The 24,106-nt window shown below is 64.2% G+C and carries 23 protein-coding genes and 2 pseudogenes; 19 read left to right on the top strand and 6 right to left on the bottom strand.

The features are described from left to right. The first annotated feature begins 147 nt into the window (after positions 1-147). From ftsY to G4G28_RS05130, 6 genes are all read left to right on the top strand, one after another. A complete protein-coding gene (gene ftsY, locus G4G28_RS05155) occupies positions 148-1,272 on the top strand; it encodes a signal recognition particle-docking protein FtsY (protein WP_182991111.1) in 1,125 nt (374 codons plus the stop codon). A gap of 20 nt (positions 1,273-1,292) precedes the next feature. Next, positions 1,293-2,006 carry a cell division ATP-binding protein FtsE gene (locus tag G4G28_RS05150; protein WP_182991110.1) on the top strand — a complete coding sequence of 238 codons (714 nt, stop codon included), beginning with the start codon at positions 1,293-1,295 and terminating at the stop codon, positions 2,004-2,006. Then, positions 2,003-2,923, top strand: coding sequence for a permease-like cell division protein FtsX (gene ftsX, locus G4G28_RS05145; RefSeq protein ID WP_183108108.1), 921 nt, complete (start codon positions 2,003-2,005; stop codon positions 2,921-2,923). Before G4G28_RS05150 ends, ftsX begins: the two co-directional genes overlap by 4 nt. A gap of 467 nt (positions 2,924-3,390) precedes the next feature. Beyond that, a complete protein-coding gene (gene rpoH, locus G4G28_RS05140) occupies positions 3,391-4,281 on the top strand; it encodes an RNA polymerase sigma factor RpoH (RefSeq protein ID WP_182991109.1) in 891 nt (296 codons plus the stop codon). A 159-nt stretch (positions 4,282-4,440) separates the two neighbouring features. Further along, positions 4,441-5,526, top strand: a complete 1,086-nt coding sequence (locus G4G28_RS05135; protein WP_182991108.1) for a sensor histidine kinase — start codon at positions 4,441-4,443, stop codon at positions 5,524-5,526. Next, positions 5,523-6,227, top strand: coding sequence for a LytTR family DNA-binding domain-containing protein (locus G4G28_RS05130; RefSeq protein WP_182991107.1), 705 nt, complete (start codon positions 5,523-5,525; stop codon positions 6,225-6,227). The genes G4G28_RS05135 and G4G28_RS05130 overlap by 4 nt, the downstream gene beginning before the upstream one ends. A 51-nt stretch (positions 6,228-6,278) precedes the next feature. On the opposite strand, the gene G4G28_RS05125 is transcribed toward G4G28_RS05130, so the two are convergent. From G4G28_RS05125 to G4G28_RS05120, 3 genes are read right to left on the bottom strand one after another with little or no spacing between them, the layout of a single operon-like run. Then, positions 6,279-8,966 (bottom strand): M1 family aminopeptidase, encoded by a 2,688-nt coding sequence (locus tag G4G28_RS05125; protein WP_308601802.1) that lies wholly within the window; start codon positions 8,964-8,966, stop codon positions 6,279-6,281. A gap of 35 nt (positions 8,967-9,001) precedes the next feature. Next, complete coding sequence (locus G4G28_RS27980) at positions 9,002-9,856, bottom strand: ABC transporter permease subunit (RefSeq protein WP_308601801.1); 855 nt, start codon at positions 9,854-9,856, stop codon at positions 9,002-9,004. Between the two features lie 12 nt (positions 9,857-9,868). Continuing rightward, entirely contained in the window at positions 9,869-10,756 is an 888-nt protein-coding gene (locus G4G28_RS05120; protein ID WP_182991106.1) for an ABC transporter ATP-binding protein, read from the bottom strand. Positions 10,757-11,013: 257 nt separating this feature from the next. On the opposite strand from G4G28_RS05120, the gene G4G28_RS05115 reads away from it, so the two are divergent. The 5 genes from G4G28_RS05115 to G4G28_RS28850 all read left to right on the top strand — a co-directional run bounded on the left by G4G28_RS05115 (position 11,014) and on the right by G4G28_RS28850 (position 13,669). Beyond that, positions 11,014-11,259, top strand: a complete 246-nt coding sequence (locus tag G4G28_RS05115; RefSeq protein WP_182991105.1) for a hypothetical protein — start codon at positions 11,014-11,016, stop codon at positions 11,257-11,259. An 87-nt stretch (positions 11,260-11,346) separates the two neighbouring features. Continuing rightward, positions 11,347-11,817, top strand: a complete 471-nt coding sequence (locus G4G28_RS05110) for a hypothetical protein (RefSeq protein WP_183108107.1) — start codon at positions 11,347-11,349, stop codon at positions 11,815-11,817. Further along, positions 11,798-12,115: a hypothetical protein gene (locus tag G4G28_RS05105; RefSeq protein WP_182991103.1), complete on the top strand. Its 318-nt coding sequence runs from the start codon at positions 11,798-11,800 to the stop codon at positions 12,113-12,115. The genes G4G28_RS05110 and G4G28_RS05105 overlap by 20 nt, the downstream gene beginning before the upstream one ends. A 306-nt stretch (positions 12,116-12,421) precedes the next feature. After that, positions 12,422-12,826 carry a hypothetical protein gene (locus G4G28_RS24885; protein ID WP_210283284.1) on the top strand — a complete coding sequence of 135 codons (405 nt, stop codon included), beginning with the start codon at positions 12,422-12,424 and terminating at the stop codon, positions 12,824-12,826. Positions 12,827-12,979: 153 nt separating this feature from the next. Then, the gene (locus tag G4G28_RS28850) at positions 12,980-13,669 is read left to right on the top strand and encodes a tetratricopeptide repeat protein (protein WP_182991102.1); all 690 of its coding nucleotides are present in this window, start codon (positions 12,980-12,982) and stop codon (positions 13,667-13,669) included. Positions 13,670-13,852: 183 nt separating this feature from the next. Here G4G28_RS28850 and G4G28_RS05095 read toward each other — a convergent pair whose 3' ends face one another. Together G4G28_RS05095 and G4G28_RS05090 are read right to left on the bottom strand one after the other, a co-directional pair. Then, positions 13,853-15,037: a hypothetical protein gene (locus tag G4G28_RS05095; RefSeq protein WP_182991101.1), complete on the bottom strand. Its 1,185-nt coding sequence runs from the start codon at positions 15,035-15,037 to the stop codon at positions 13,853-13,855. Positions 15,038-15,103: 66 nt separating this feature from the next. Beyond that, complete coding sequence (locus G4G28_RS05090; protein WP_183108106.1) at positions 15,104-15,523, bottom strand: hypothetical protein; 420 nt, start codon at positions 15,521-15,523, stop codon at positions 15,104-15,106. A 664-nt stretch (positions 15,524-16,187) separates the two neighbouring features. Between G4G28_RS05090 and G4G28_RS05085 the strand changes: the two genes are divergently transcribed. The 6 genes and pseudogenes from G4G28_RS05085 to G4G28_RS05065 all read left to right on the top strand — a co-directional run bounded on the left by G4G28_RS05085 (position 16,188) and on the right by G4G28_RS05065 (position 20,411). Then, the gene (locus G4G28_RS05085; protein WP_229425467.1) at positions 16,188-16,775 is read left to right on the top strand and encodes an RNA polymerase sigma factor; all 588 of its coding nucleotides are present in this window, start codon (positions 16,188-16,190) and stop codon (positions 16,773-16,775) included. Further along, positions 16,772-16,843, top strand: a pseudogene (locus G4G28_RS25295) (hypothetical protein); the annotation flags it as partial. The gene G4G28_RS05085 and the pseudogene G4G28_RS25295, both read left to right, overlap by 4 nt. A gap of 274 nt (positions 16,844-17,117) precedes the next feature. After that, positions 17,118-17,420, top strand: coding sequence for a hypothetical protein (locus G4G28_RS25290; protein WP_229508134.1), 303 nt, complete (start codon positions 17,118-17,120; stop codon positions 17,418-17,420). Continuing rightward, complete coding sequence (locus tag G4G28_RS05075) at positions 17,417-18,703, top strand: S8 family serine peptidase (protein ID WP_229507898.1); 1,287 nt, start codon at positions 17,417-17,419, stop codon at positions 18,701-18,703. The genes G4G28_RS25290 and G4G28_RS05075 overlap by 4 nt, the downstream gene beginning before the upstream one ends. Continuing rightward, entirely contained in the window at positions 18,661-19,341 is a 681-nt protein-coding gene (locus G4G28_RS05070; protein ID WP_182991097.1) for a TorF family putative porin, read from the top strand. The genes G4G28_RS05075 and G4G28_RS05070 overlap by 43 nt, the downstream gene beginning before the upstream one ends. A gap of 146 nt (positions 19,342-19,487) precedes the next feature. Next, positions 19,488-20,411, top strand: coding sequence for a hypothetical protein (locus tag G4G28_RS05065; protein ID WP_229425465.1), 924 nt, complete (start codon positions 19,488-19,490; stop codon positions 20,409-20,411). 326 nt (positions 20,412-20,737) lie between these two features. Here the strand turns inward: G4G28_RS05065 and pstS are convergent, their stop codons facing one another. Further along, positions 20,738-21,781, bottom strand: a complete 1,044-nt coding sequence (pstS, locus tag G4G28_RS05060) for a phosphate ABC transporter substrate-binding protein PstS (RefSeq protein WP_182991096.1) — start codon at positions 21,779-21,781, stop codon at positions 20,738-20,740. Positions 21,782-21,921: 140 nt separating this feature from the next. On the opposite strand from pstS, the gene G4G28_RS05055 reads away from it, so the two are divergent. Both G4G28_RS05055 and ggt read left to right on the top strand, forming a co-directional pair. After that, entirely contained in the window at positions 21,922-22,311 is a 390-nt protein-coding gene (locus tag G4G28_RS05055; protein ID WP_182991095.1) for a hypothetical protein, read from the top strand. 30 nt (positions 22,312-22,341) lie between these two features. After that, positions 22,342-24,097, top strand: a pseudogene (ggt, locus tag G4G28_RS05050) (gamma-glutamyltransferase). Positions 24,098-24,106 lie beyond the last annotated feature (9 nt).

The following is a 24,106-nucleotide window of genomic DNA, read 5'->3' as shown; positions in this document are numbered from 1 at the left end:
ACGCGCAACTGTCGCGTTTGTGCACAGCTCGCGCCTCCGGACTTGACGATTCGGAAGGTTTGCCCTCTGGTAGAATACGCGCGACCCCATTTCATCGTGCCGGCCCCAGGTCCGGCATGTGCATGCATTACCTCCACCAATCAATTCATGTTTAGTTTCTTCAAGAGAAAAAAAGCTGCCCCCGAAACGCCGGCACCGGCGCAGGACCTGCCCGTCCCGGATCGGCCTGTAGTGGACTCGCCTGCCGAGGATATCGCCGCCGCGCCTGTGGCGGAAACGCCGGCGCCTGGCTTCACCCGCGCCCTGGCCCCGATCTCCGAAGCGGCCCTTTTCATCGAGGAAACGGCCGAGCGCCCGACCACCGAGGCGGAGAAGAAAAAATCCTGGATGGCGCGCCTGAAGGCCGGCCTGTCCAAGACCTCGAGCAACCTGTCGCTGCTGTTCGTCGGTGCGCGCATCGACGAAGACCTGTACGAGGAACTCGAGTCCGCGCTCCTGATGTCGGACGCAGGCATGGACGCCACCCAGTTCCTGCTCGATAACCTGCGCCGCAAGGTCAAGGAAGACAAGCTGCTCGACGCCGCTGCCGTCAAGGCCGCACTGAAGCAGCTCATGGTCGACATGCTGCGCCCGCTGGAAAAACCGCTGGAGCTGGGCCGCCACGAGCCGCTGGTGATGATGATCGCGGGCGTCAACGGCGCCGGCAAGACCACCACCATCGGCAAGCTCGCCAAGCACATGCAGCGCTCCAGCCAATCGGTGCTGCTGGCCGCCGGCGACACTTTCCGCGCCGCTGCGCGCGAGCAGCTGATGGTCTGGGGCCAGCGCAACAACGTCACCGTGATTTCCCAGGCATCGGGCGACCCGGCTGCCGTCGCCTTCGATGCCGTGCAGTCGGGCAAAGCGCGCGGCGTCGACGTCGTCATGGTCGATACCGCCGGCCGGCTGCCGACCCAGCTGCACCTGATGGAAGAGCTGAAGAAGATCAAGCGCGTGATCGGCAAGGGCATGGATGGCGCCCCGCACGAAACCCTGCTCGTCATCGACGGCAATACCGGCCAGAACGCGCTGGCGCAAGTGAAAGCCTTCGACGATGCGCTGCAATTGACCGGCCTGGTCATCACCAAGCTCGACGGTACTGCCAAGGGCGGCGTCATCGCCGCAATCGCCCGCACCCGTCCGGTACCGGTGTACTTCATCGGCGTGGGCGAAAAGCTGGACGACCTGCAGCCTTTCAGTGCAGACGAGTTCGTTGAAGCGCTGCTGGGATAACAGTAAGGTCCACTGAACCGATGATCGAGTTCCATTCCGTTTCCAAGAAATATTCCCTCGACGCCACCGCCCTGCGCGACGTCACCCTGAACATCGACAAGGGCGAGCTGGTGTACCTGGCCGGCCCGTCCGGCGCCGGCAAGTCGACGCTGATGAAAATGGTGGCCGCCATCGAACGCCCCAGCAGCGGCCGTGTGGTGGTGTTCGGCCAGGACATCGGCAAACTGCGCAAAGCGGGTATCCCTTTCCTGCGCCGTAAGCTGGGCCTGATCTTCCAGCACCAGCGCCTGCTGAACGACCGCGACATCCTCGCCAATACGATGCTGCCGCTGCTCGTGTCCGGCGCGCCGAGGTCGCAGGCCGAGGGCCGTGCCCGCGCCGCGCTCGACAAGGTGGGCCTGCTCGATCGCGCCCGCGCGCACCCGCTGGAACTCTCCGGCGGCGAACAGCAGCGCGTGGCGATCGCCCGCGCCATCGTCAACCGCCCGCAGATCATCCTGGCCGACGAGCCGACCGCGAATCTCGACCGCGTGGCCGCCGACAAGGTGCTCGACGCCCTGCGCGCTTTCCACGCCGTCGGCGTCACCTGCGTCATCTCGACCCACGACGAGCAGGTGCTCGACGGCGCCGCACGCGTGATCCGGCTGGAACATGGGCAACTCGTCGATGCCGGCCGCGTCGACGCCCGAGCCGATGCCGGCCATGCGCCCGCCTCCGAGGGAGGTGCGGCATGAGCCCCTGGATCCGCCAACACCGCTTCGCCCTCGGCGCGGCCCTGGCCCATGTGCGCAAGGCGCCGGGCAGTTTCCTGTTCAACGTGCTGGTGGTGGCGGTGGCCCTGGCCCTGCCCTTCGCCGGCATCACCCTGCTCGACAACGTGCGGCCGATGTCCGAGCAGCTGTCGGTGGACCCCGAGATCAGCCTGTTCGTCAAGCCGGGCGCTTCGCGCGAGGACGCGCAGGCAATCGAGCCCCAGCTGCGCCAGATCCTGCAGGGCAGCCACGCCCGCATCGCCTTCGTGCCGCGCGAGCGCGCGCTCGAAGACCTGAAGGAACGCAGCGGCCTGTCGGCGGCGCTCGACACCTTGGGCGACAACCCGCTTCCGGACAGCTATGTAATGAAGCTCGAGGGCTTTTCCAGTACGGCGGACGCGGCGCGCATCGACAGCATCGTCGAGCAGATGGGCGCCCTGCCCAGTGTCGATACGGTACAAGTCGACTCCGCATGGGTGAAACGCCTGGCCGCCTTGCTGGGCATCCTGCGCCTGGCCCTGCTGCTGCTGGCGATCACGCTGGGCGTGGTGGTGATTGCCGTCGTGTTCAACACGATCCGCCTGCAGGTGCTGACCCAGCGCGAGGAAATCGCCGTGTCGAAACTGCTGGGCGCAACCGACAACTTCATCCACCGCCCGTTCTACTATACGGGCGCCCTGCTCGGCATCTGCGCCGGCGCGGTGGCGCTGGGCGCGGTGCTGCTGGCCCTGCGTCCGTTGAACGCGGCCATTGCCGAATTCGCACGCCTGTATGCCTCGGAATTCCAGTTGGCACCACTGGGAGGCCTGGAAATCGCCGGTTTGCTTGCCATCAGCGCCGGCCTCGGCCTGATCGGCGCCTTGCTGTCTGTGCAACGCCATCTTGCGCGCTTGAATTAAGTGCAAAAGGCAGTACTGGCTGCCTTCCTCCCAGTATTTCCCTGAACCGTCCTGCTTTGTGCGTCAACGTGCAATGCACAAGTAGGACGATGCCTCGCTCGATTCGGAACTTTGCTCTCTGTGCGGCATTTAACAGAATGCGCCTGTCGCGACCACTTAGGCTGTGACCTAAGGTGATTTATCGCCCTAGACGCTTGATTTAGATCAATAGTCGCGCATTGTTCCGCTCTACAGTGAGAATCCAATAGCGACTGAACAAAGCTGATTCAGCGCAATACTTTAGCCAGACTTAAACAGCCGCCCGTCGCCAGGGGCTCGCTAGCACTCACCCTGTGAGAGTGCTAATATATGGTTCAAGTGAATGTAAACGGTATCGCGAGCGCCCGCTTCGAGATGGGGCGGTCACCGTCGGGATTGTCCCGGCCGGGGTGCCGGCGCAGCACAGATTACTCTACGAGGAAAACAACATGTCCGCACAATCCGCATTGGTTCCAACCGGCAGCCGTGCTCTGGGACTCGGTTTCACTGGCAATCTCGGTAACATCGACGCGTATATTTCCGCGGTGAACCGCCTGCCAATGCTGTCCCATGAGGAAGAAGTTTCGCTGGCGAAGCGTCTGCGGGAAGCGAACGACCTTGATGCCGCGCAAAAACTGGTGCTCTCGCACCTGCGCCTGGTGGTGTCGATCGCGCGTGGCTACCTCGGTTACGGCCTGCCGCATGCCGACCTGATCCAGGAAGGCAATATCGGCCTGATGAAGGCCGTGAAGCGTTTCGACCCGAACCAGGGCGTGCGCCTGGTATCGTACGCGATGCACTGGATCAAGGCCGAGATGCACGAGTACATCCTCAAGAACTGGCGCCTTGTGAAGGTCGCCACGACCAAGGCCCAGCGCAAGCTGTTCTTCAACCTGCGCAGCAACAAGGTGGGCCTGGATGCGATGACCCCGACGCAGGTGGACGATCTCGCCAAGCTCCTCGACGTCAAGCGCGAAGAAGTGATCGAGATGGAAACCCGCCTGTCGGGCCGCGACATCGCGCTGGAAGCGCCGACCGACGACGAAGACGACAAGTTTTCGCCGATCGCCTACCTGTCGTCGGACCAGCAGGAACCGACCCGGGTGCTGGAAGCCGAGCAGGTCACGCGCCTGCAGTCCGAAGGCCTGGAAACGGCCTTGGGCAAGCTCGACCCGCGTTCGCGCCGCATCGTCGAAGCGCGCTGGCTGGCGAACGACGACGGCTCAGGCGCCACGCTGCACACGCTGGCCGAGGAATTCGGCGTGTCGGCCGAGCGCATCCGCCAGATCGAATCGGCGGCGCTGAAGAAAATGAAAGGCGCGCTGGCCGCCTACGTGTAAGCATCAGGCTTTTACCGGGCGTTGGGCAAACGCCGAACGGCGACTCCGCAAGGGGCCGCCGTTTTTTATTGGGCGCTTGGAGCGTCACCGCCCCGCGATTTTTGTTCTGTCGGCAACAAATGCAGTACCATGAATAAATGAACACGTTCTCGTTTATGCATGGATAGCCCGAGCACCATCCCTTTCCGCGGCGCCGAGCTGAGTACCTCTTCCTCGCGCGACTACTGGCTTTTCCAACTCAGTGGTTGGGGCGGCCTTGCCCTGGTGGCCATCCTGTCCACCCTGAACAACTTCGGCGAGGCCGCCCTGCGCTTCGTCCTCGCCAAGCTCATGTGCATCGTCAGCGGCCTGCTGGTATCGCACTGCTGGCGCCTGTTCCTGCGCCGGCGCGGCTGGATCGACCGCCACGGCCCGCCACCGCTCAAGGGTATCCTCAGCGGCCTGCTGGTCCTGAGCGTGGTGCAGACCGGCGTGCTGGCGCTGTCCGACCTGGTGTTCCGGCATGGGGCTTTGCTCGCCGATCCGGAGGCGCCAAGCCTGCTGTTTTTACTCTGCCTGCTGTGGTACGCGCTGTTCGCGGTCTGGACGCTCTGCTATTCGACGATGCTGGCGCGGCGGCGCGCGCTGCGCTTCGAGCTGGAAAAGCTGCAGCTCGAGGTCAGCGTCAAGGACGCCGAACTGCGCGCCCTGCAGGCCCAGGTCAATCCCCACTTCTTCTTCAATAGCTTGAACAGCATCCGCGCGCTGATCTTCCACGACCCAGAGCTCGCCGCGCGCGCGGTCGGCCAGCTGGGCGGCATGATGCGCCACAGCCTGCGTGCCGGGCAGACGGCCACCGTGCCGCTCGCGGACGAACTGGCGGCCGTCGAGGCCTACCTCGGCATGGAAAAGCACCGCTTCGACGAACGCCTGCGCATCACGATGGACATCGAGCCGGGCCTGGAGGCCGTCGCGATTCCGCCGATGGCGCTGCAAACCCTGGTCGAGAACGCGGTCAAGCATGGGGTCGAGCCCAGCATCGGCCCTTGCGAACTACGTATCGGGGCGCACCGCAAGGACGATGGGGTCGAGCTGACCGTGGCCAACGAGGGGCGTCTCGCGCAGGCCAGCGACTCCACCCGCCTGGGACTGGCCAATACCGCCAGGCGGCTGTCCCTGCTGTTTGGCCCCCGCGCCGGCTGCACCCTGGCCGAACGCGATGGCTGGGTCATCGCGCACGTGGTCCTGCCACTGGAGAGCACATGAATGTCCTGATCATCGACGACGAGCGCCTGGCACGCCTCGAACTGCGCCGGCTGCTTGCCGTCCACCCTGCCCTGCAGGTGGTGGGCGAAGCGGCGAACGCGGTCGATGGCCGCGGCGCCATCGAGGAACTGCGGCCGGACCTGGTCTTCCTTGACGTGCAGATGCCGGGCGGGAGCGGCTTCGACCTGCTCGCTTCCCTCGACGATCCGCCGCCGGTCATCTTCACCACCGCCTTCGACCAGTACGCCTTGCGTGCCTTCGACGTCAGCGCGCTCGACTACCTGTTGAAACCCATCGAGCCCGCGCGCCTGGCGCATGCCGTGAACAAGGCTTCGAGGGCACCGGACGCGCAGAAGAACGAGCGCCAGGCGCCGGACGGCAAGGTGTTCATCAAGGATGGGGAGCGCTGCTGGTTCGTGGCGCTGGAGCAGATCGTGCTGTTCGAATCGGAGGGCAACTACACGCGGGTCTACTTCGACCGCAACCGTCCGCTGCTGCTGCGCTCCCTGAACCAGCTGGAAGCGAAGCTCGATCCGGAGCGCTTCCTCAGGGTCAGCCGGCGCCAGATCGTGAACCTGGATTTCGTCGTCGGCATCGCGCCATCAGCAGCGGGGAGCATGGTGCTGACGCTGAAGGACGACTTGAAGGTGCCGATGTCGCGGCGGCGTGCGGCGCAGTTCAGGCAGCTCAACGGATTGTGATGCCGGCGGATCGTGCCATCGGCACCATCCGCCTTGTCGATACGGCCTGTCTCAGTTCAGGCTCACCGCCTTGCGGTTATCGCCTGGCACCGGGTCGATCAGGATGTTGTAGGGATCGACACCCACCTCCGACGGCTTCTCCCTGACCGTGACGGTCACGCTCGAGTCACCGCTGGGCATCATGCGCTTCCCGCGCATCAGCTCACGGTCACCGGCGAACACGGCGATTTCCACCGGCTCGTCGTAGGTGCGCAGGCTTTCCTTGCCCTTGCCGTCCGCCTCCAGCTTGGCCAGCTGCAGCTGCATCGTCACGTCCCACTGCCCGTCCGGGCGCTGCACCGCGGCCGCCGCCTTCACGCGGTTGTCGTAGACGACGATGCGTTCGAACAGGTCGGTCAGCAGGTCCTGCTTATCCGCCGGGGTCTCGGCGCGGATTGCGGCCAGCAGGTCGCGGCTGGTGACGTAGGAAGCGGTCTGGTAGCGGTGCGCGCTCACGAAATTCTTCAGCGCGCGGTTCAGGGCTGCCTCGCCGATTTCCTCGCGCAGGCGGTAGAACACCATGCTGCCCTTGCGGTAGCCGATGTACAGCTGGCTCTCCACCTTGACGAGCGGCTGCTCGACCACCAGTTCCTTGCCGCGTCCCGCCAGGTATTGGTCGAGGTCGAAACGCAGGATGCGGCGGGTCTTCGCGGCCCCGAACTCCTTCTCGAGCGCCATCAGCGCCGCATACTCGGCCACCGATTCCGTCACCATCATGCTGCCCTGGGCGTTGGCGGCGATGACCTGGTCGCCCCACCACTGGTGCGCCACTTCGTGCGCCGTCACGTAGAAGACGTGGTCGACGCCATCGGGATCGCGCAGGTCGTTGATGAAGCCGAGCGACTCCGAGAACGGGATCACGCCGGGGAAGCTGCGCGCATACTGCTGGTAGAGCGGGAACTCGGTGATGCGCACGTCCTTGTGCGGGTACGGGCCGAAGCTGGCGCTGTAATAGTCGAGCGCGCGCCGGGTGCCCTTTACCATGCTGTCAACGTTGTACGGGTGCCTGGCATCGTAACGGACGCTGATCGGCACCCCGTGCCAGTCGGCGCGTTTCACGTTCCAGCGGCCCGACTGGTAGACGAAGAAAGGCAGGATCGGCCCGTCCATCCGGTAGTGGAAGTAGCGGCGGCCGCCCTCTTCCCAGCTGCGCACGAGCGTGCCGGGTGCAATCGCTTCCTGGTCGGCGCTGGTCGAGACCGTGGTCTCGAAGTCGACCAGGTCGGCGTCGAAGCCGAACAGCTTCCAGAAGTTGGCCTTGCGTGCGGCCGGGTCGTCGAGCAGCGGCATGCGGTGCGGCTCGCCCAGCCCGCGCTGGCGGCGCTCGGCGCGGTCGTCGATCTCGTTTGCCTGCACGTAGCCGAATTTCGGGAAGAAGTTCTCGGACGTGAACATGGTGCCGTTATGGTGGATGTTGTCTGGCGCCCCGCTGCTGGTGAAGCCCTCCCCCTGCACCTCGACGGTGAAGCCGAAGGGCAGGCTGGCGCCGGGCGCGATCGGTTCGCGCAGTTTCAGCACGCGCATGCCATGGCGCGCATCGTCCAGCGTTACCGTGTGCGCAGGCACCAGGGTCAGGCGGGTGATGGCGGCCGGGTCCAACTGGATACGCAGGGTGTCCAGCGGCGCACCGGTCTTGTTGCGGAGCTGGTAACTGCCACGGATGGTGACGCGGCGCTCGGCCGGGTAGATCGCCACATCGGCGCGCACCGCCGTCAGGCTGGGATTGGGCAGGTCGAGGAAACCGCGGTAGCGCTTCTCGTAGTCGGCCGCCCTGTCGAGCAGGGCCGCGCTCGACTCATAGCGGTTGATCACGTTCGTGTTGGTGTAGATCCAGCCACCCACCGCCACGCTGGCGGCCACGCTCAGCGCCAGGCCGAGGCCTGCGCCGCCGCGCAAGCCGCGCAGGCCGCTCTTGAGGTGCGCGCGCCAGCCTGGGGCCGGACCACGCACGCGGAAAGCCTGCGCCAGGAACAGCAACGCCGCGCCGACCAGGCTCCAGTAGAGCGCAAACCAGCACCAGCCGGCCAAAGCGTGGCCATAGCCGTTCAGGTCCGAATACACGAGCTGCGGCATGGCGGCGAAGCTCACCAGCTTGTGTTCCAGGCCCAGCACGCTGCCGGATGCGACCAGCGCGGCGCCCAGCAGGTAGCCCGCATACTTGTTATTGGCCAGCGTCTGCAGCGCCAGCAGGGCCATGCCGGCGATGATGAAGTACGCAGCGTTGAGGAGCGTGCCCTGCACGTACAGCCCTGCCTCGACCGGCGCACCGCCCTTGAACAGCTGGATCGCGACCGCGGTCAGCACGCCGGCGCCCAGGAAGGCCAGCACCACGGCAGCGAGTGCGCCGGTCTTGGCCAGCAGCGGCATCCAGCCCGGCACCGGCGTGGCGTCGCTGACGTCGGCGATGCGCAGCTGGCGGTCGCGGTGCACCAGCTCGCCGCTGTAGAACAGCAGCACCAGCACCAGCATCGCGTTGATGCCGCCGGCCAGCTCGTCCAGCATCAGGCGCGTCAGCGGATACGGCACGCTGTCGAAGCGCGCACCGCCAATGGTGTAGTTGGCGATGAAGTTGGCCAGCGCCAGCAGCAGCATGACCAGGAAGGGCAGGCTGCGCATCGTGGCGCGCAGGTCGAAACGCAGCAGATGCCAGGCCTGGCCCGTGGCGGTCCAGCCGTCGAAGCGCGGCGCAATGCGGCGCACCGGAGCGACCCTGGCGAACGACGCCGGCGCAGCCCCTACCGGGCCGGCTGGCTGCGCGCCTTGCCGAAGCGGCGGCCGCTGCCGGCATGCTGCGGCTTGAACAGCGCGACGGTGGCGCCTGCCATGGCCAGGGCGATGACGGTCCACAGCACACGGTTGGCCAGCAGGAGGCCCGACAGCGGCGGCAACTCGGCATTCAACTGGGCACTTGTAAAGTAACGGGTCAGGTGTGCCAGCACGCGCACGCCGAAGGGATCGAGCAGCAGGGAAAGCGACGCGCTGCCATTCCCCGCGTCAAGCACCGCCGCGACCGACCACAGCACCATGAAGGCGAGCACGCCCACGTACACCATCATCATCGAACGGGTCACGGTCGCCAGCAGCATCAGCAGCGCCGCCACGAACAGCAGGTTCGGCACGACCAGCACGACGAAGCTCCAGGCATAGGGCCAGAGCGAGAACGCGCCCAGGCGCGCAGGGTCGATCGACGGCAGCAGCGAGCCAGCCATCATCGCCGCCGTGATCGCGGCAAAGATCAGCAGACAGACCGTGAAGCCGGCCAGGAAGCGCCCGAACAGGTAATCGCGTTTCCTCAAAGGCGCGGCATACAGCAGGTCGGCCATGCCGCTTTCGCTGTCGCGCAGCACGGCGCCGGCGATGAAGACGGTCACCAGCAGCATCGCGATCATGGACAGCACGCCAAGCTGGTTGGCGATCACGCCCGGCGCGTTCAGGTGCACGTTGCCGATGCCGGCGGGGCCGGCGCCGATGCGGAAGGACGTGCTGCCGGCGCTGGCGAAGGCCATGGCCGCGAGGACCACCATGACCAGCCACAGCATCGGTTGGCGCAACTGGTAGCGCAGGTCGAAACGGAAGAATTCTTTCCACATGTTGGAAGCTCCTCAGGCCAGCGCGGCGTTGGACTGCGTCGCGCGCAGCTGCAGGAAGTACACGTCTTCCAGGCTGGGGTCGACCATCGTGAAGCCCTCTTCCGGCTGGGTCTCGGCGTACACGTTGATCTGCGGCTTGCCGGCCACAAGCCGCGTCGACAGCACGGCGAAGCGGCGCTGGTATTCGTCCAGCTGGACCTCGTCCACGCAACTGCGCCACACGCGGCTGGCTAGCTGCGCGATCGCCTCCTGCGGCTTGCCCGAGACCAGTACTTGGCCGCGCGCGATCATCGCCATGCGCGGGCACAGGTCGGTCACGTCTTCAACGATATGGGTCGAGAGGATCACGACCACCTGTTCGCCGATGCGCGCCAGCAGGTTCAGGAAACGGTTGCGCTCATCCGGATCGAGGCCCGCGGTGGGCTCGTCGACGATCACCAGCCTGGGTGCGCCGATCAGGGCCTGGGCGATGCCGAAGCGCTGGCGCATGCCGCCGGAGAAACCAGCCACCGCACGCTTTCGCGCATCCCACAGGTTCACCTTCTGCAGCAGCGCCTCCACCATCTCCTTGCGTTCGCCGCGCCGCGTGAATCCCTTGAGCACCGCGAAATGGTTCAGCAGCTCGAGCGCGCTGGTTTTCGGATAGACGCCGAACTCCTGCGGCAGGTAGCCCAGCTCACGGCGCAGGCTGTCCCTGTCCGCGAGCACGTCGCGGCCGTCGAAGTGGATGCTGCCGCTGTCCGGCTCCTGCAACCCGGCGATGGTGCGCATCAGCGAGGACTTGCCGGCGCCATTCGGCCCGAGCAGGCCGAACATGCCGGTGGGGATCTCGAGGCTGATGCCGTTCAGCGCGTGCACGCCGTTGGCATAGGTTTTATGAAGCTGGTGTATCGATAGCATGGCGGGGCTCCTTGAAGGTCGAATGGATACGTTCAAGGTAGCGGCGGATGCGGTGTGCTTCTATCTGGAAACAACGAGTGGCGGTTTTTCGTGGTGAACGGTAAAAAGCCGGGATGAGTGGACAGGCTTTTTGCGGTGACAATTCACGCATTATCGGGCTGGTCGTATTGCTATGATGACGGGAATTGGCATACCCGGCATGCGAGCCCTGGCCTGCTGAAACAGATGGACCACATCGATATCACATGGAGACACCGATGGATTGGAATGACTGGCCTGTCGTACTCTGGATAGCGGCGACGTTCATGTCGCTTCTGCGACGGCGCTGGATGGACGCCACCTGGTCCGCATGCTTTGCCGCGTTCGTGGTGTTCGACAGGCTGTTGCCGACCGCGATCCCCGCGCCACTGAAATACATGTTCTTGATCGTCGGCGTGGCATTGGTCGTCACCGAGGTACTGAAAGATTATGCGCGAGACAAAAAGAGCCTGGTAACGAAATAACCCGTTCTGGTTGATGAGGTTTCTTCCTGGCGGCCTGCCGGGCGATGTCCAGCGACCAGCCGATGCATGAACATGGGCAGAAACACGATGCGCATTCCGCTACCTCATCCGGTATTCCAGGCGGCCCTGAGACTGTGCCTGGCAATATCGCTCGCAGGCGTATTACCGCTTTCTCATCTATGGTGGGGTGAAACGTATCCGGGCGATGGCCAGCACGCCTTCGGCGCACTGGTCTTCATGGCGATGATCGGGCTTGGCATTGCTGTCGTGTTCTTCGTTGTCGGTAGCGCCGTTCAGTTTGCCCTCCGCAAACGCAAGCACAGACGCGCGATATTGACGGACCTGGTGCTTTGGACGCTGCTTGCAGGCGTGCTGACCTACGCCGGCATCAGCGCTCGCTACAGTGATACGCAAGAGGAAGCAGGAAACCGGGCAAGCTTGCGCGGGCAGGCTAGTACACTGACATCTGCACGAACGTCTGTTATCGGCCAGGAGCCAACGGTCGATATCGCTTCGATTAACCCTGCATTTGAAAGCCATGACGCAAGAACGCCCTGACACGCTCATCAAAACAGCCAGGATTTTCTGGCGCGACTTCGCGCCAGCTTGGGGATTTCCGTTTGTCTTTCTTTATGGTTTCCTTGCATCGGACAGACTTGGGTACCCATTCTTGTTCTTCTGGCTTGTCGCGGCACCTCTTTTCTTTTGGAGCGGGAACCGTGCATCGCGTCCGTATTTCCAAAAGAAGGCTCGCTATTGGCATGTCGTGTTTTGGGGAATGCTGATTCCGTTCATTGTCTGGGCGTTTGCCGTATTCTCCAGACTCCATGTTCTCCGTCTTCTGGACGAAGCATAGCGATTCCATCGGGTTTTCACTCGACGATTTGAATGTACGCAATGGATCGGTAGCGGATGTCCACCAGGCAGGCATCCACTTGCAAACACATCCTTGCCGACAACCTGTCCTGTACACTGGCCGCTTCACGAAGGACTGTCATCGGCCAGGAGCGGACGTTTTACGACAACGAAGCAGAAGGATTTCAACGTAATGCGACTCTCTACCGGTATGCCTGCGATACATCGCGTTCTCGTTTGCGCGTTCATACTCTTTTCCTCTGGCTGCGCTTCTGCCGCCGAAGGTGGGAACGATCTTGAGACGGTGGTGAAGAACCTGTATGCGGAGCATCGAAACGACGAGCCTGTACAGAAGGCGTCGGTAGCCATCCTTGAAAAGTATTTCCGGCCAGACCTGGCACGCGCGCTTGTTCGTGACAGGCAGTGCGCTGAAGCTTCCAAAGAAGTCTGTCGAATTGATTTCGACGTCCTTTATGATTCCCAAGACCCTGATTACAAAGCCCCACTTTCGATAAGGCGAACTTCCTCATCGCGTAGAGTCCAGATGTGCCTGGAATCGACCGCTCCAGAAAGGCGATGCATCAGCTATCTAGGCTACAGCTCTGCCGGGCGGGTGCGCGTTGCCGATATCATCTATGCTTCAGGTTCGTCTTTAAGAGCAATCCTTGGGCTCTCTCCGCTTGAACATGCTGGAGCGAACACTGCACCGTGAAACTGTGTCAGATTTCGCAGTGCCCAAGGTCTGCAATAGGGTCGAGAGCAGACCTTCGACAGCCAACCCAAGTCTCCGCCATAAAAATTTCCTGACAGAAAACGAATCCGGTAGACCGCGGTTTCGTTTCGGGTCGAAACGAGTCGCTCAAATATGATGAGATCGAAGAAAACGAGGCGTGTAGGCCGAACTGGCGTATTGCTAGCGATCGTTCTGACAGCCGTGGCCGGTATGTGCGTGGCGGGCGAGCGCGAAAAGCTCGAGGCCCAATGTGCCGGAGGATCTCCTGAGGCCTGTTATAAAGCCGGAACGTATTTTGAGTATAGGTTGAACGAGGCCGCTACCGCGCTTCCTTACTACCGGAGAGCATGCGATGCCACCTATGCCCTCGCGTGCACCAATCTCGGTTCGCTCTACGGCCGCGGTATGGGAACCCCGGTAGATAACCCGAAAGCCGCGACCTTGTATCGCAAGGCATGTGAGGGCGGGGATATGATGGCCTGCACGAACCTTGCAGACTTTCTGCTTAGAGGTGTCGGCGTCCCAGCAAATAGTGCAGCCGGACTCGCGCTATATCGCAGGAGCTGCGAGGCCGGGGATATGGTCGCCTGCCGGGACCTCGGCATCAGGTATGTGTTTGGACAGAATGTCAGCGCGGACCCTGTGCTGGGCGCCACATGGCTCAGAAAGGCTTGCAATGGAAACTCGGCGCAAGCATGCGGCGACCTCGCATACCTGTATCACAATGGAATTGGCGTACGCAGGGACGTGGTTACTGCGCAGCGTCTTTTCAAGAGCTCGTGCACTGGAGGATACAAACAAGCTTGTCAGGCGGTTCGCTAGTAGAGAAGCAAGGCCGCCTACGAGAAACTAGCGAACGGCTTGCGCTTGTTGTGATGAACACGAATTGTCACAAAGGGATTTCAGCCCTGGCGGCTCGCGCCGCGGGTCGGCGACGAGCGCGCTCGCGTAGCCAACAACCATTGCCGCCGTCATCAACGCTACAAGACTTTTCATCGACACGTGTCACGATGCGTGCGCACAAGCAGCCTGGACGTGCGATACCGCTACAGGCTCCCAATCTGCCGAAAAAGGCTGCTCCAGCAAAGCGCAAACCAATGCGCCCAATTCAACGTTCATGTGCTCGCGGGCAGCCAGCCCGCCGCCATCTTCGCGCTGTGCATGGGTGACGAATCGCGTAAAGCGGTCCCAGTCAGCGGAAAGATGCGAAACCAGGATGCGTGCCAGTTCGTAGGAGAGCAGGTTCCCATCGTCGGTGCGGAAGAAGGATTCGCCGGTCCAGAATTGCTGCATTTCCGCCGTGCCCCAATAGCGCAGGTGCTTTTCATGCAGCTCGTGGGGCGTGTAGATAAGGCGAGGCACACCGGTCAGGCGCTGCTCGGTATTCACGGCCAGGCCTTCATCGAGCCATCGCGGCAAAGTCAGGTGCGACAACGCGCTGTGGGTCATCTCGTGCGCGATCACCGCTTCAATGGCAGCGAGTTCGGCGAGCGGGACGACAAAGTGAGGCACACTGGAATTAATGAACATGCCGCTACTGAAGGAGAATTCGCCGTTGTCCGGATAGTAGGCCGATACGTACTGGTAGTACGCGTCTTCGTCATGCAGCACCAGCAGAACGCTCTTGCTACCCGCCGGGAATACGGCCAGGTCACGCAGCACGGCCGTAATGCGCCTGCGCGTGGTGGCCATGAAGATGCCGGTCGCCCGCAGAACGCCGCTTTCCAGTGGCGACAGGATAAAGGCGTGCTCAGTTTCAAAGAGCCGGAACTCTGGTCCACAGGCTTCACGCATGTGCATCAGCCATGCCTTGGCAACGCAGGCCATGTCGGCTGTGGAGGCCTGCGGGCTGGCGGCGAGCCAATGATCAAACGCGTCCGCAGAGATGACGGGGAATCCGTGTACTTCCACGAGCTGCCTTTGGACATCAAAGTCGGGGCAGCCGGCAACCCGAACGATCATGGGCGCAGAGCCGTCAACTGTACCTTGCAGCGGTTCATGCTTCCTGGCCGTAGGCGCATGCTGCGTGATGTGGCCGGTCGCCATGAACAGGCCAATGAAGGGCACCAGCCAGATCATCGCAATCAACATGTTCTGTTTGTACCTGGTGTCGGCGCCACGCCGGATCGACCGGCTGGCGGACAGGTTCAGGATGATGAGGCCTATAAGCAGCAGGAAGATATAAAGCATTGAGAGAAGTCTCTGGTTGCGCAGGAAAGCAGGTGCGGCGTGCGGCTGGATCAGCGTGAAGATTGCTCAGAACACGACGATAAAGGCAGGAATCATGATTGCCAAATACCCGAAGGGAAGCAGGTTGGAGGTGGGCCCCAACGGATGACTTTTTTCGTCCAAAAAGGGGTGATCGTGCGCGTACCCTTTCCCATCGAGCAGCAAGCCGGCGAGATATTTAATCGGGGCCGATATCTCGGCCGTCATCAGGAACACACCTACCGGCCTGTTCAGCGTGATGCCGTACCTCGTGTTCGGCTTGGGCAGAATCTTGCTCGCCTGGGGAGTGACACCACCCGAACGACCGAACGAGCCCGCCCATACGCGTGAATAAGAAAAACATGAATCACTTTTAGGTATGAGTTCGACAAGTTGCGGAAGTGATCGAGCTAGGCAGCGCGGACAGTCATCACGAAGAACTCTACCGGAGTGTTGGTAAGCCAGCAACTAAAATATCGCCGTTGTTCAACTGCTTTTCAAAACTGGGATGCGGGCTTCAGTGGAATGTGGTTGGGCCGCCCTCGTCGACGGCAATTTTCGGCTGCAAAAAGGATTTGCATGGATGAGACGGGTAACGGTGAAGGGAAACAATCACCCTCTGCAAATCAAGGATTGCAGCTTGTCGGTGGGGTCTGTTTGCTCGCATTTTTGATGTACTACGCCTATACATACCCTTCAGTCAGTGGACCACCGATTAGCTTGTAGTCCTTCATCGCTTTTTGGCTTCGAGAATTTTTACTGCTTGGTTTTTTCGCCATCGCCATCGTCTTATTAGTTGTCCGTAAGTTGGTTTTGGTTATGAGACGGGCGTTTTCAAGGCTGAAGTGACCGTCGGTTGTGGGTCAGTTGCGGACATCCGGATCGACGAAATCATCGCCTCGTACGGCAGTGATCCGGAAATAATCCCTAGATTGTTCGTTGACGCAGTCGATCGAAACGCCTGGCCGCCCTGCGCATGCTGCAATTCCCCCACATAGTCGCAATTGCCATGTAGCAAGCCCGCACACCACGTGCGACAATCGCCAGGCATACCACGTTGCACACCCCATTGAACCTTTTCCAGGCCGGCGGGTATATACCGGGCAGCGGAAAGATGCGGGGAGAGACGTGCGTGGAAAAAACGAGCGATGACATTGCAAGCCTGGCCAGGACGCCGGCGGGCGAAGCCTGCCTGGTCGGCCGGGTTGCGGCCGGCGACCGGCGCGCTTTCGAGACCCTGTACCGCGCCTATTTCCCGCGACTGACGCGCTTCCTGCAGCGGATGACGCGCAGCGCGCCGCTGATCGAGGAAATCGTCAACGACACGCTGCTGGCCGTCTGGCGCAAGGCGGCGACCTTCGACGGCAGCAGCAAGGTGTCGACCTGGGTTTTCGCGATTGCCTACCGGCGCGCCTGCAAGGCATTGCAGGCACTGGACGAACCGGTCGAGGCCCTTGCCGACGAACGCGAAGGCCTGGAGAGCGACCGCCCCGAATGGCAGTTCGACCAGGGGCGCCTGGCGCATGCGGTCGACGCTGCCCTTGCCACGTTGCCGCTGGCGCAGCGCATTGCCTTCCAGCTGACCTTTTATCATGACATGACTTATCCGGAAATCGCCGACATCATGGAGTGCCCCGTCAACACGATCAAGACGCGCATGTTCCACACGCGTAAACGTCTCGCCGTCCTGCTCGACGGCCAGCTGGAGAACCGGCCATGAATACCCCTGCACACCAGGAAGCCCAGGAGCTGCTGCCCTGGCTGGCGAACGGCAGCCTCACCGGCACCGAACGGGACCGGGTGCAAGCCCACCTGCAGGTGTGCGCCGCCTGTCGCCTCGACCTGTCGATGCTGCACACGCTGCGCGCCGCAGGTCCGGCGCCAGCGCCCCAGCTCGACGCCGAGGCGGCGCTGGCGCGCCTGCTGCCGCAGCTGGACGCGCCGGCCGCCTTGCCGCCGGTCGCGGACCCGGCGCCGCCCGTGCCAGGCTGGCGCACGCCTTGCAGCGAACGACGGCCGCTGGCTGCGTACCGCCGTCGCCCTGCAGTTCGGCGCCATCGCCGTGCTGGCACTGCTGCTGGCACGCGCGCCCGCAAGCCCCGACGCAAACACGGATGCCTATCGCCTGCTCGGCGCCGATGCCGGCCAGCGCAGCAGCCTGGTCGTGACCTTCAATCCCGATACGCCGGAGCGTGAATTGCGCCGTATCGTGCAGGCCAGCGGCGCACGCGTCGTCGGCGGGCCGACCGTCACCGGCGCCTGGCTGCTCGATACCGAGGACGAACCGGGCAAGACCGTGACCCGCCTGCGCGCCGAACCGGCTGTCACCCTGGCCGAGCAGCTGGGCGCGGGAGGCCAGCCGTGACACGCGTCCTGGTCCTGCTGCTGGCCTTCGTCCTCATGCTGGCCTTCTCTGACGGTGCCGGCGCGCAGGAGGCGAACCCTGTGCCGGCGGCCGAGGCAGCGCCTGCGGTTGCCCCTCCTCCCGCGGCGACGCAGCGCCAGCTCCTGGTCATGCTGCGCCTGCCGCCAGACCACTTCCACGCCGACGGCGCCTACGGCGGCGGCTACAACGACGACAGCGGCGGCGCCGCACGCCGCCGCCTGGCGCAGGCACTCGCTGCGAGCCACCACCTGCGGGTACGCGACAACTGGTCGATGCCGGCGATCGGCGTCGACTGCTTCCTGATGGAGGAAACCGACGACACGCCGCTCGAACGGGTGCTGGACGCCCTGGCGCACGATGCGCGCGTGGTGTGGGCGCAATCGATCGAGGATTTCAGGGCCCTCGGCAGCGCCGACCCGCTCTACCCGATCCAGCCGGCCGCGCGCGACTGGCACCTGGCCGACCTGCACCGCATCAGCACCGGCCGCAACGTGCACATCGCCGTGATCGACAGCGGCGTCGATGCATCGCACCCCGATCTCGCCGGCCAGCTGGTCCTGCGCCGCAATTTCGTCGACGACGTGCCCGATGCCGCCGAGACCCATGGCACCGCGGTCGCCGGCGTCATCGGCGCGCAGACGGGCAACGGCGTCGGTATCGCCGGTGTCGCCCCGGGTGCCAGGATCATGGCGCTGCGCGCCTGCTGGGAACAAGCGCGCCAGCCGGCGCGCTGCAACAGCTTCACGCTGGGCAAGGCGATCAACTTCGCGCTCGAGAACGGCGCGCGCATCATTAACCTGAGCCTGGGCGGGCCACCCGACCGGCTGCTGCAAAGCCTGCTCGATGCGGCACTGGCGCGCGGCGTCATCGTGGTCGGCGCGGCCGATCCGCAGCGCGCCGACGGCGGCTTTCCGGCCGCCCACCCTGGCGTGATCGCGGTCGGGCGCGGCGGCGAACGGCGCTTGCCGCTGTCGACCATGCTGTATGCGCCCGGCACCGACATCCCCAGCTGCATGCCGGGCACGCGCTGGGGCGTCGTGTCCGGCTCGTCCTATGCCGCCGCCCACGTCGCGGGCCTGTCCGCCCTGCTGGCGCAGCTGCAGCCACGCGCCAACGCCCAGTCGCTGCGGCGCATGCTCGACGCCGCGGCGGCCTCCTCGGCTGGTAACATAGACGCTTGCGCCGCCCTCCGGCGGGCCTTCGACGCCTGCGTTTGCCAATGTTCCCAAAGCTCCGCCACAACCCGCGCCGTTTCACCCTAGCCGCCTTCGTCCTGCTGTGCGGCGCCGGCAGCGCGCACGGCCAGACCAGCGCCAACCTGTCCCTGCTCTCGGCCTATGCGGCGCGTGGCGTTGCCCTCGATACGCGGCCGGTGCTGCAGTTGCGGGTGGAGCACGACGCCGCGGCCGGCTGGTATGTGGGCGGCTTTGCGTCTCCCGTCCGGCTGGAAGGACGCAGCGGCAGCCAGTTGATCGCCTATGGCGGCCGCGCCCAGCGCATCTCGCCCACAATAACGCTGGACGCCGGCATTACCCGCAGCGCCTTCCCGCGCAGCAGCCAGTTCGACTACAGCGAACTCCATGTCGGCCTGCTGATGGGGCGCGCCAGCGCGCGGCTGTTCTACTCGCCGCGCTACTACGGCGAAGGGCGCAGCGTCTACCTCGACCTGAACGATGCCTATCCCCTCACCGACAACGTGAGCCTGGCCGTCCATGCCGGCCTGCGCCGTCCCTTCGGCGAGTACCGCGATGCGACTGGCGATGGCGGCGACCTGCGCGCAGCGCTCGCCACGCGCACCAAGGGCTACCTGCTGCAGGCGGGCCTGCAGAAAACCTGGCATCCCTACCTGCCGGCCGCCCCTGCGCCGGCCTTCACCGCCAGCGTCAGCCGGCAGTTCTGAATTTTTTTCTCCGCGACGTGAACCTTCGGGCGACTGACCGGTATTAACGGGTTGAAGCACCTGGCAAGGCCGACGCGCCGGGTGCGAACGAAGCGTCATCGTCAACGGACCGGTCCCTGCACCGGTCCAACCCTCAGGAGAAAAGAATGAAAAAATTGATCTCGGCTTGCTGCATCGGCCTGCTGTTTGCGGCACAATCGTCCTTTGCCGCCGACTCCACCGGCTGCGAAGGCGGCGGCTTCACGGTGCTCGGCAAGAGCGGTTCGCAAACGACCAGCGTCGCAGCCGGCAGCGTGGGCTCCGTGTTTCGCGTGCAGGGAAAATATATCCAGTTCGACGTCGACGCCGCCAGCTTCGGCGTGCTGAACTACACGATGACGGGCGCGCCGAATCCGGTCGACATCACCGGCGGCAAGGCGACCCCGGTATTCGAGAGCAAGATGCCCGACCATCGCGGCCTGGTCCTGAACGGCAGCGTCAGCGTGGAACTGAGCAGCTCGGCCGACATGGTGCTGACCCGCAGCGGTCCGGGCCTCACCATGAAAATCCAGGCCAAGGACTGCGCCAACGGCGGCCTGTTCCAGATGGAAGTGCAGCGCACCGACGAGACCAAGACCGTGTTCACGCACAAGCTGGCCGAAAGCGCCTTCTACTACGACAACCGCAACTTCCGTAACCGCGAGGGCGACACGGTCGCCTACAAGGACACCACGCTGAAGGTCACGCCGCGCATCAACTTCGGCAACGACTACTCGCGCAAGTTCGTCGGCCGCGACAGCCCGCAGTTCGCCGACCGCATCACCGCACCAAGCTGCACCAACCAGATCGTGACGCGCACCGGCGCCATCAGCAACGTGCTCCATTGCGGCGGCGTGTCGCAATGGTCGGTCGCCAGCGGCGGCCGCATGGGGCAAGTGATGGGTGAAGACGCCACCGAGGTCGCGCCGCCGGCAACGGTCTGCACCCACAAGTGCCAGGCCCGCAACCGCACCCGCGGCGAATCGACCGTACTGGGCTCGCCCTTCCCGGTCGCCGAGGCGGATCGCCTGAAGCCGCGCTATCCGCAGTAATGCTGTTCTTAGGGTGGGCACTCCGTGCCCACGCGGTGTCATCGTTTGAGACTGGCGGCCTGTCCTGTACCCGGTCAGTTTTCGTAGCGTGGGCACCTGTGCCCACGCGGTCTCATCACTAATGAGACGGCGCTTCCTGAACTCGCATGAAGACAGCCACACCGTGAACGGGAGCAGCGAGATCAAACATGCTCCTTGATCGACTGCCGTACCGCGTGGGCTCGAGAGCCCACCCTACGAGAATCCCACCCCAAAAAAACGGCGGCCTCCTGTAAAAGACCGCCGCCAGCCCTACGGTAAATCTGCGGCTCTGCGTCCGCCCGCAATCAGTAAATTGCCGCGCCCGACGCGTCCTTCAACTGCACTTTCCACACGCCCTGCACCAGCTTGATGACCGATGCCGGCAGCGGCACGTAGTCCAGCTCGGCCGCTGCGGCGGCGCCGTTCCTGAAGGCGTATTCGAAGAACTTCACGACTTCCCTGCCCTTGGCGGCATCTTCCTGGGACTTGTGCATCAGGATGTAGGACACGCCCGTGATCGGCCAGCTGGCCTTGCCCGGCTGGTCGGTCAGCACGACGGCGAAGCCGGGGGTCTTGGTCCATTCGGCGCTGGCGGCGGCGGCCTTGAAGTGCTCGTCGTCGGGCTGCAGGAACTGGCCGTCACGGTTCTTCAACTGGGTGTGCGCCAGCTTGTTCTTCCTGGCGTAGGCCCATTCGACGTAGCCGATCGAACCCTTGATGCGCTGGACATTGGCGGCGACGCCCTCGTTGCCCTTGCCGCCCACGCCCGTCGCCCACTTCACGGCGGTGCCGGCGCCGATCTTGCTCTGGAATTCGGGATTCGTCTTCGACAGGTAGTCGGTGAAGAGGAAGGAGGTGCCCGAGCTGTCGGCGCGGTGGACGACGGTGATGTCGTCGCCAGGGAGTTTCACGCCCGGGTTCAGGGCGGCGATTTCCGGCGCGTTCCACTTGGTGATCTTGCCGAGGTAGATGTCGGCCAGCACCGGGCCGGTCATCTTCAGCTGGCCAGGTGCCACGCCTTCGACATTCACGACGGCGACGACGCCGCCCATGATGGCCGGGAACTGCATCAGGCCCGCTTCGTCCAGTTCGGCCGCTTTCAGGGGCATGTCCGAGGCGCCGAAGTCGACCGTCTTCGCCTTGATCTGCTTGATGCCCGCGCCCGAGCCGACCGACTGGTAGTTCATGCCGGTGCCGGTGGCGGCCTTGTAGCTCTCCGCCCATTTCGCATAGATCGGATACGGGAAGGTCGCGCCCGCGCCGGTGACGTCCGCGGCGAACGAGGAAGTCATCGCAAAGGCAGCGGCGGCGCCGGCAATCATCGTCTTGAACATGTGCTTGGTTTTCATTATTGGCGAAACTCGGGTTGGTTGAGAGACGAGCGCAGTCTAGCGAGCGAATATGACGCCTGTATGACCGGCACCATGCGCCGGTGGCCTGGCATTTTTGCTATCCTGCACTGACCGACATCTTCGCGATCCGAGACCAGATGCGCCATCTATTCGCCCTGCCCGTCTTCTGCGCCGCCATGGCTGCCTGCGCCGCACCCGGCGGTGGGCCGCCGGGCCCCATCACGCTGGCGCTGCACGCGAGTGCGCAGATTGCACCCGGCCTCACGCTGACCTACGACAGCGTCGAAGACAGCCGCTGCCCGCCGGGCGTGCACTGCGTCTGGGCCGGCGTCCTCGCCTACCACTTCAGCTTGCAGGGCAAGAACGGCCCCGCTGAACGCTTCGAACTGCAACCCGGCAAACCCGGCCATGCGAGCGCGCTGCTGCCCGGCGCCCGCATCGAGCTCGACGAATCGATCGCCGCGTCGCCGCCACCGCAGGGTGCGGCGCCAACCCTTCCCGTCAGGCTGCGCGTCAAGCCGGCGTGAGTCCACATTCCTAGCCACCATAGCCCATCCATGACCCGTCCAGCCACCGCCCTCGCCTGCACCCTGACCCTTTCCATTGTCCTGCAGGCGCCGCCGGCGCTGGCCAGGACCCCGGTTGCTACCGGCAGCGGCGGCGCCGTCGCCACCATCAGCGAAAAAGCCTCGCAGTCGGCGCTCGCCATCTTGAACAAGGGCGGCAATGCCATCGACGCCGCCGTGACCGCGGCCGCGACGCTGGGCGTGACCGACCCGTACAGCTGCGGTATCGGCGGCGGCGGCTTCATGGTGATTTATCTTGCCAGGACAGGCGCGTGGTGACGATCGACCACCGCGAGACGGCACCGGCCAGCACGACGCCGAACGTGTTCCCGGAAAACGGCGCGCCCATCGACTTCGAACAAGCGGTCGCCAGCGGCGCCTCGGTCGGCGTACCGGGCACCGTGCGCGGCTGGCACGAGGCGCTGTCGCGCTATGGCAGCATGGATTTCAAGCAGGTGCTGGCGCCGGCCATCGACGTGGCATCGAAGGGTTTCGTCGTTACCGACCATTTTTCCAGCATGACGGCGCTGAACGAGAAAAATTCGCCCAGTTCACGACGAGCGCCGCGCTCTACCTCGGCCCTGACGGCAAGGCGGTCAAGCCCGGCACGCTGCTGCGCAACCCCGGCATGGCCAGGGCCTACCGCGAGATCGCCGCCCACGGCCAGAAAGCCTTCTATGAAGGCCCGCTGGCGCGCGCCATCGTCGACACCGTCAACAAGCCACCCGTCGCAGCGGGCCTGCGCGTGCGCAGCGGCGGCATGACGCTGGCGGACCTGGCCAACTACGAAGCCCGCATCCGCCAGCCGGTCAAGAGCACTTACCGCGGCTACGATATCTACGGCATGCCCCTGCCGAGCAGCGGCGGCGTGGCCGTGGCCGAAGCACTGAACATCCTCGAAGGCTACGACCTGAAAGCGATGCCGCGCGCCCAGGCCGAACACCTGTACCTGGAAGCGAGCCGGCTTGCCTTCGCCGACCGCAATGCCTACCTGGCCGACCCCGAGTTCGTCGATGCGCCGGTGCCTGGGCTGCTGACGAAAGACTTCGCCGCCCAGCGCCGCAAGCTGATCGACATGCAGCGCGCGGCCGGCGTGGTGGCGGCGGGCGACCCGTACGGCTACCAACAGGATCCGAGCGTGCCGCTGCGTCCGCAAACGCGCCCGCTGCAGCGCGAGAGTGCGCACACGACCCACTTCACAGTGTCGGACAAGGAAGGCAACGTGGTGTCGTACACCTTTACCATCGAGTCCTGGGGCGGCAGCGGCATCGTCGTGCCGGGCTACGGTTTCCTGCTCAATAACGAGCTGACCGACTTCGATTTTTCAGGCCCGCACCCGAACGTGCCGGAAGCGGGCAAGCGTCCGCGCTCGAGCATGGCGCCGACCATCGCCCTGAAAGACGGCAAGCCCGCCTTCACCATCGGCAGTCCGGGTGGGTCGACCATCATCACCACCGTCCTCCAGACCATCGTCAATTACCTCGACCTCGGCATGCCGATGGACGCGGCGCTGAACGCCCCGCGCCTCTCGCAGAGAAATAGCGCCGTCACCTCGGTCGAACCGGGCTTCGCCGGCACGGCGCAGGCGAAGGCGCTGGAAGCCTTCGGCCACAAGTGGGAAGAGCCGGCCGAGGAAATCGGCGCGGCGAACGCCATCGTGTTCAATCCGGATGGCACCGTGACGGCGGTCAGCGAAGGCCGCCGTCACGGGGTAGGCACGGCGCTGGTGCAGAAGCGCGGCCATTGAAGGTCAGCT

This window comes from Massilia sp. Dwa41.01b, from assembly GCF_014171775.1.
Lineage (GTDB): Bacteria > Pseudomonadota > Gammaproteobacteria > Burkholderiales > Burkholderiaceae_D > Telluria.
Note: the sequence above shows the minus strand (reverse complement) of the source record. Positions and strands in the feature narration are given on the sequence as shown.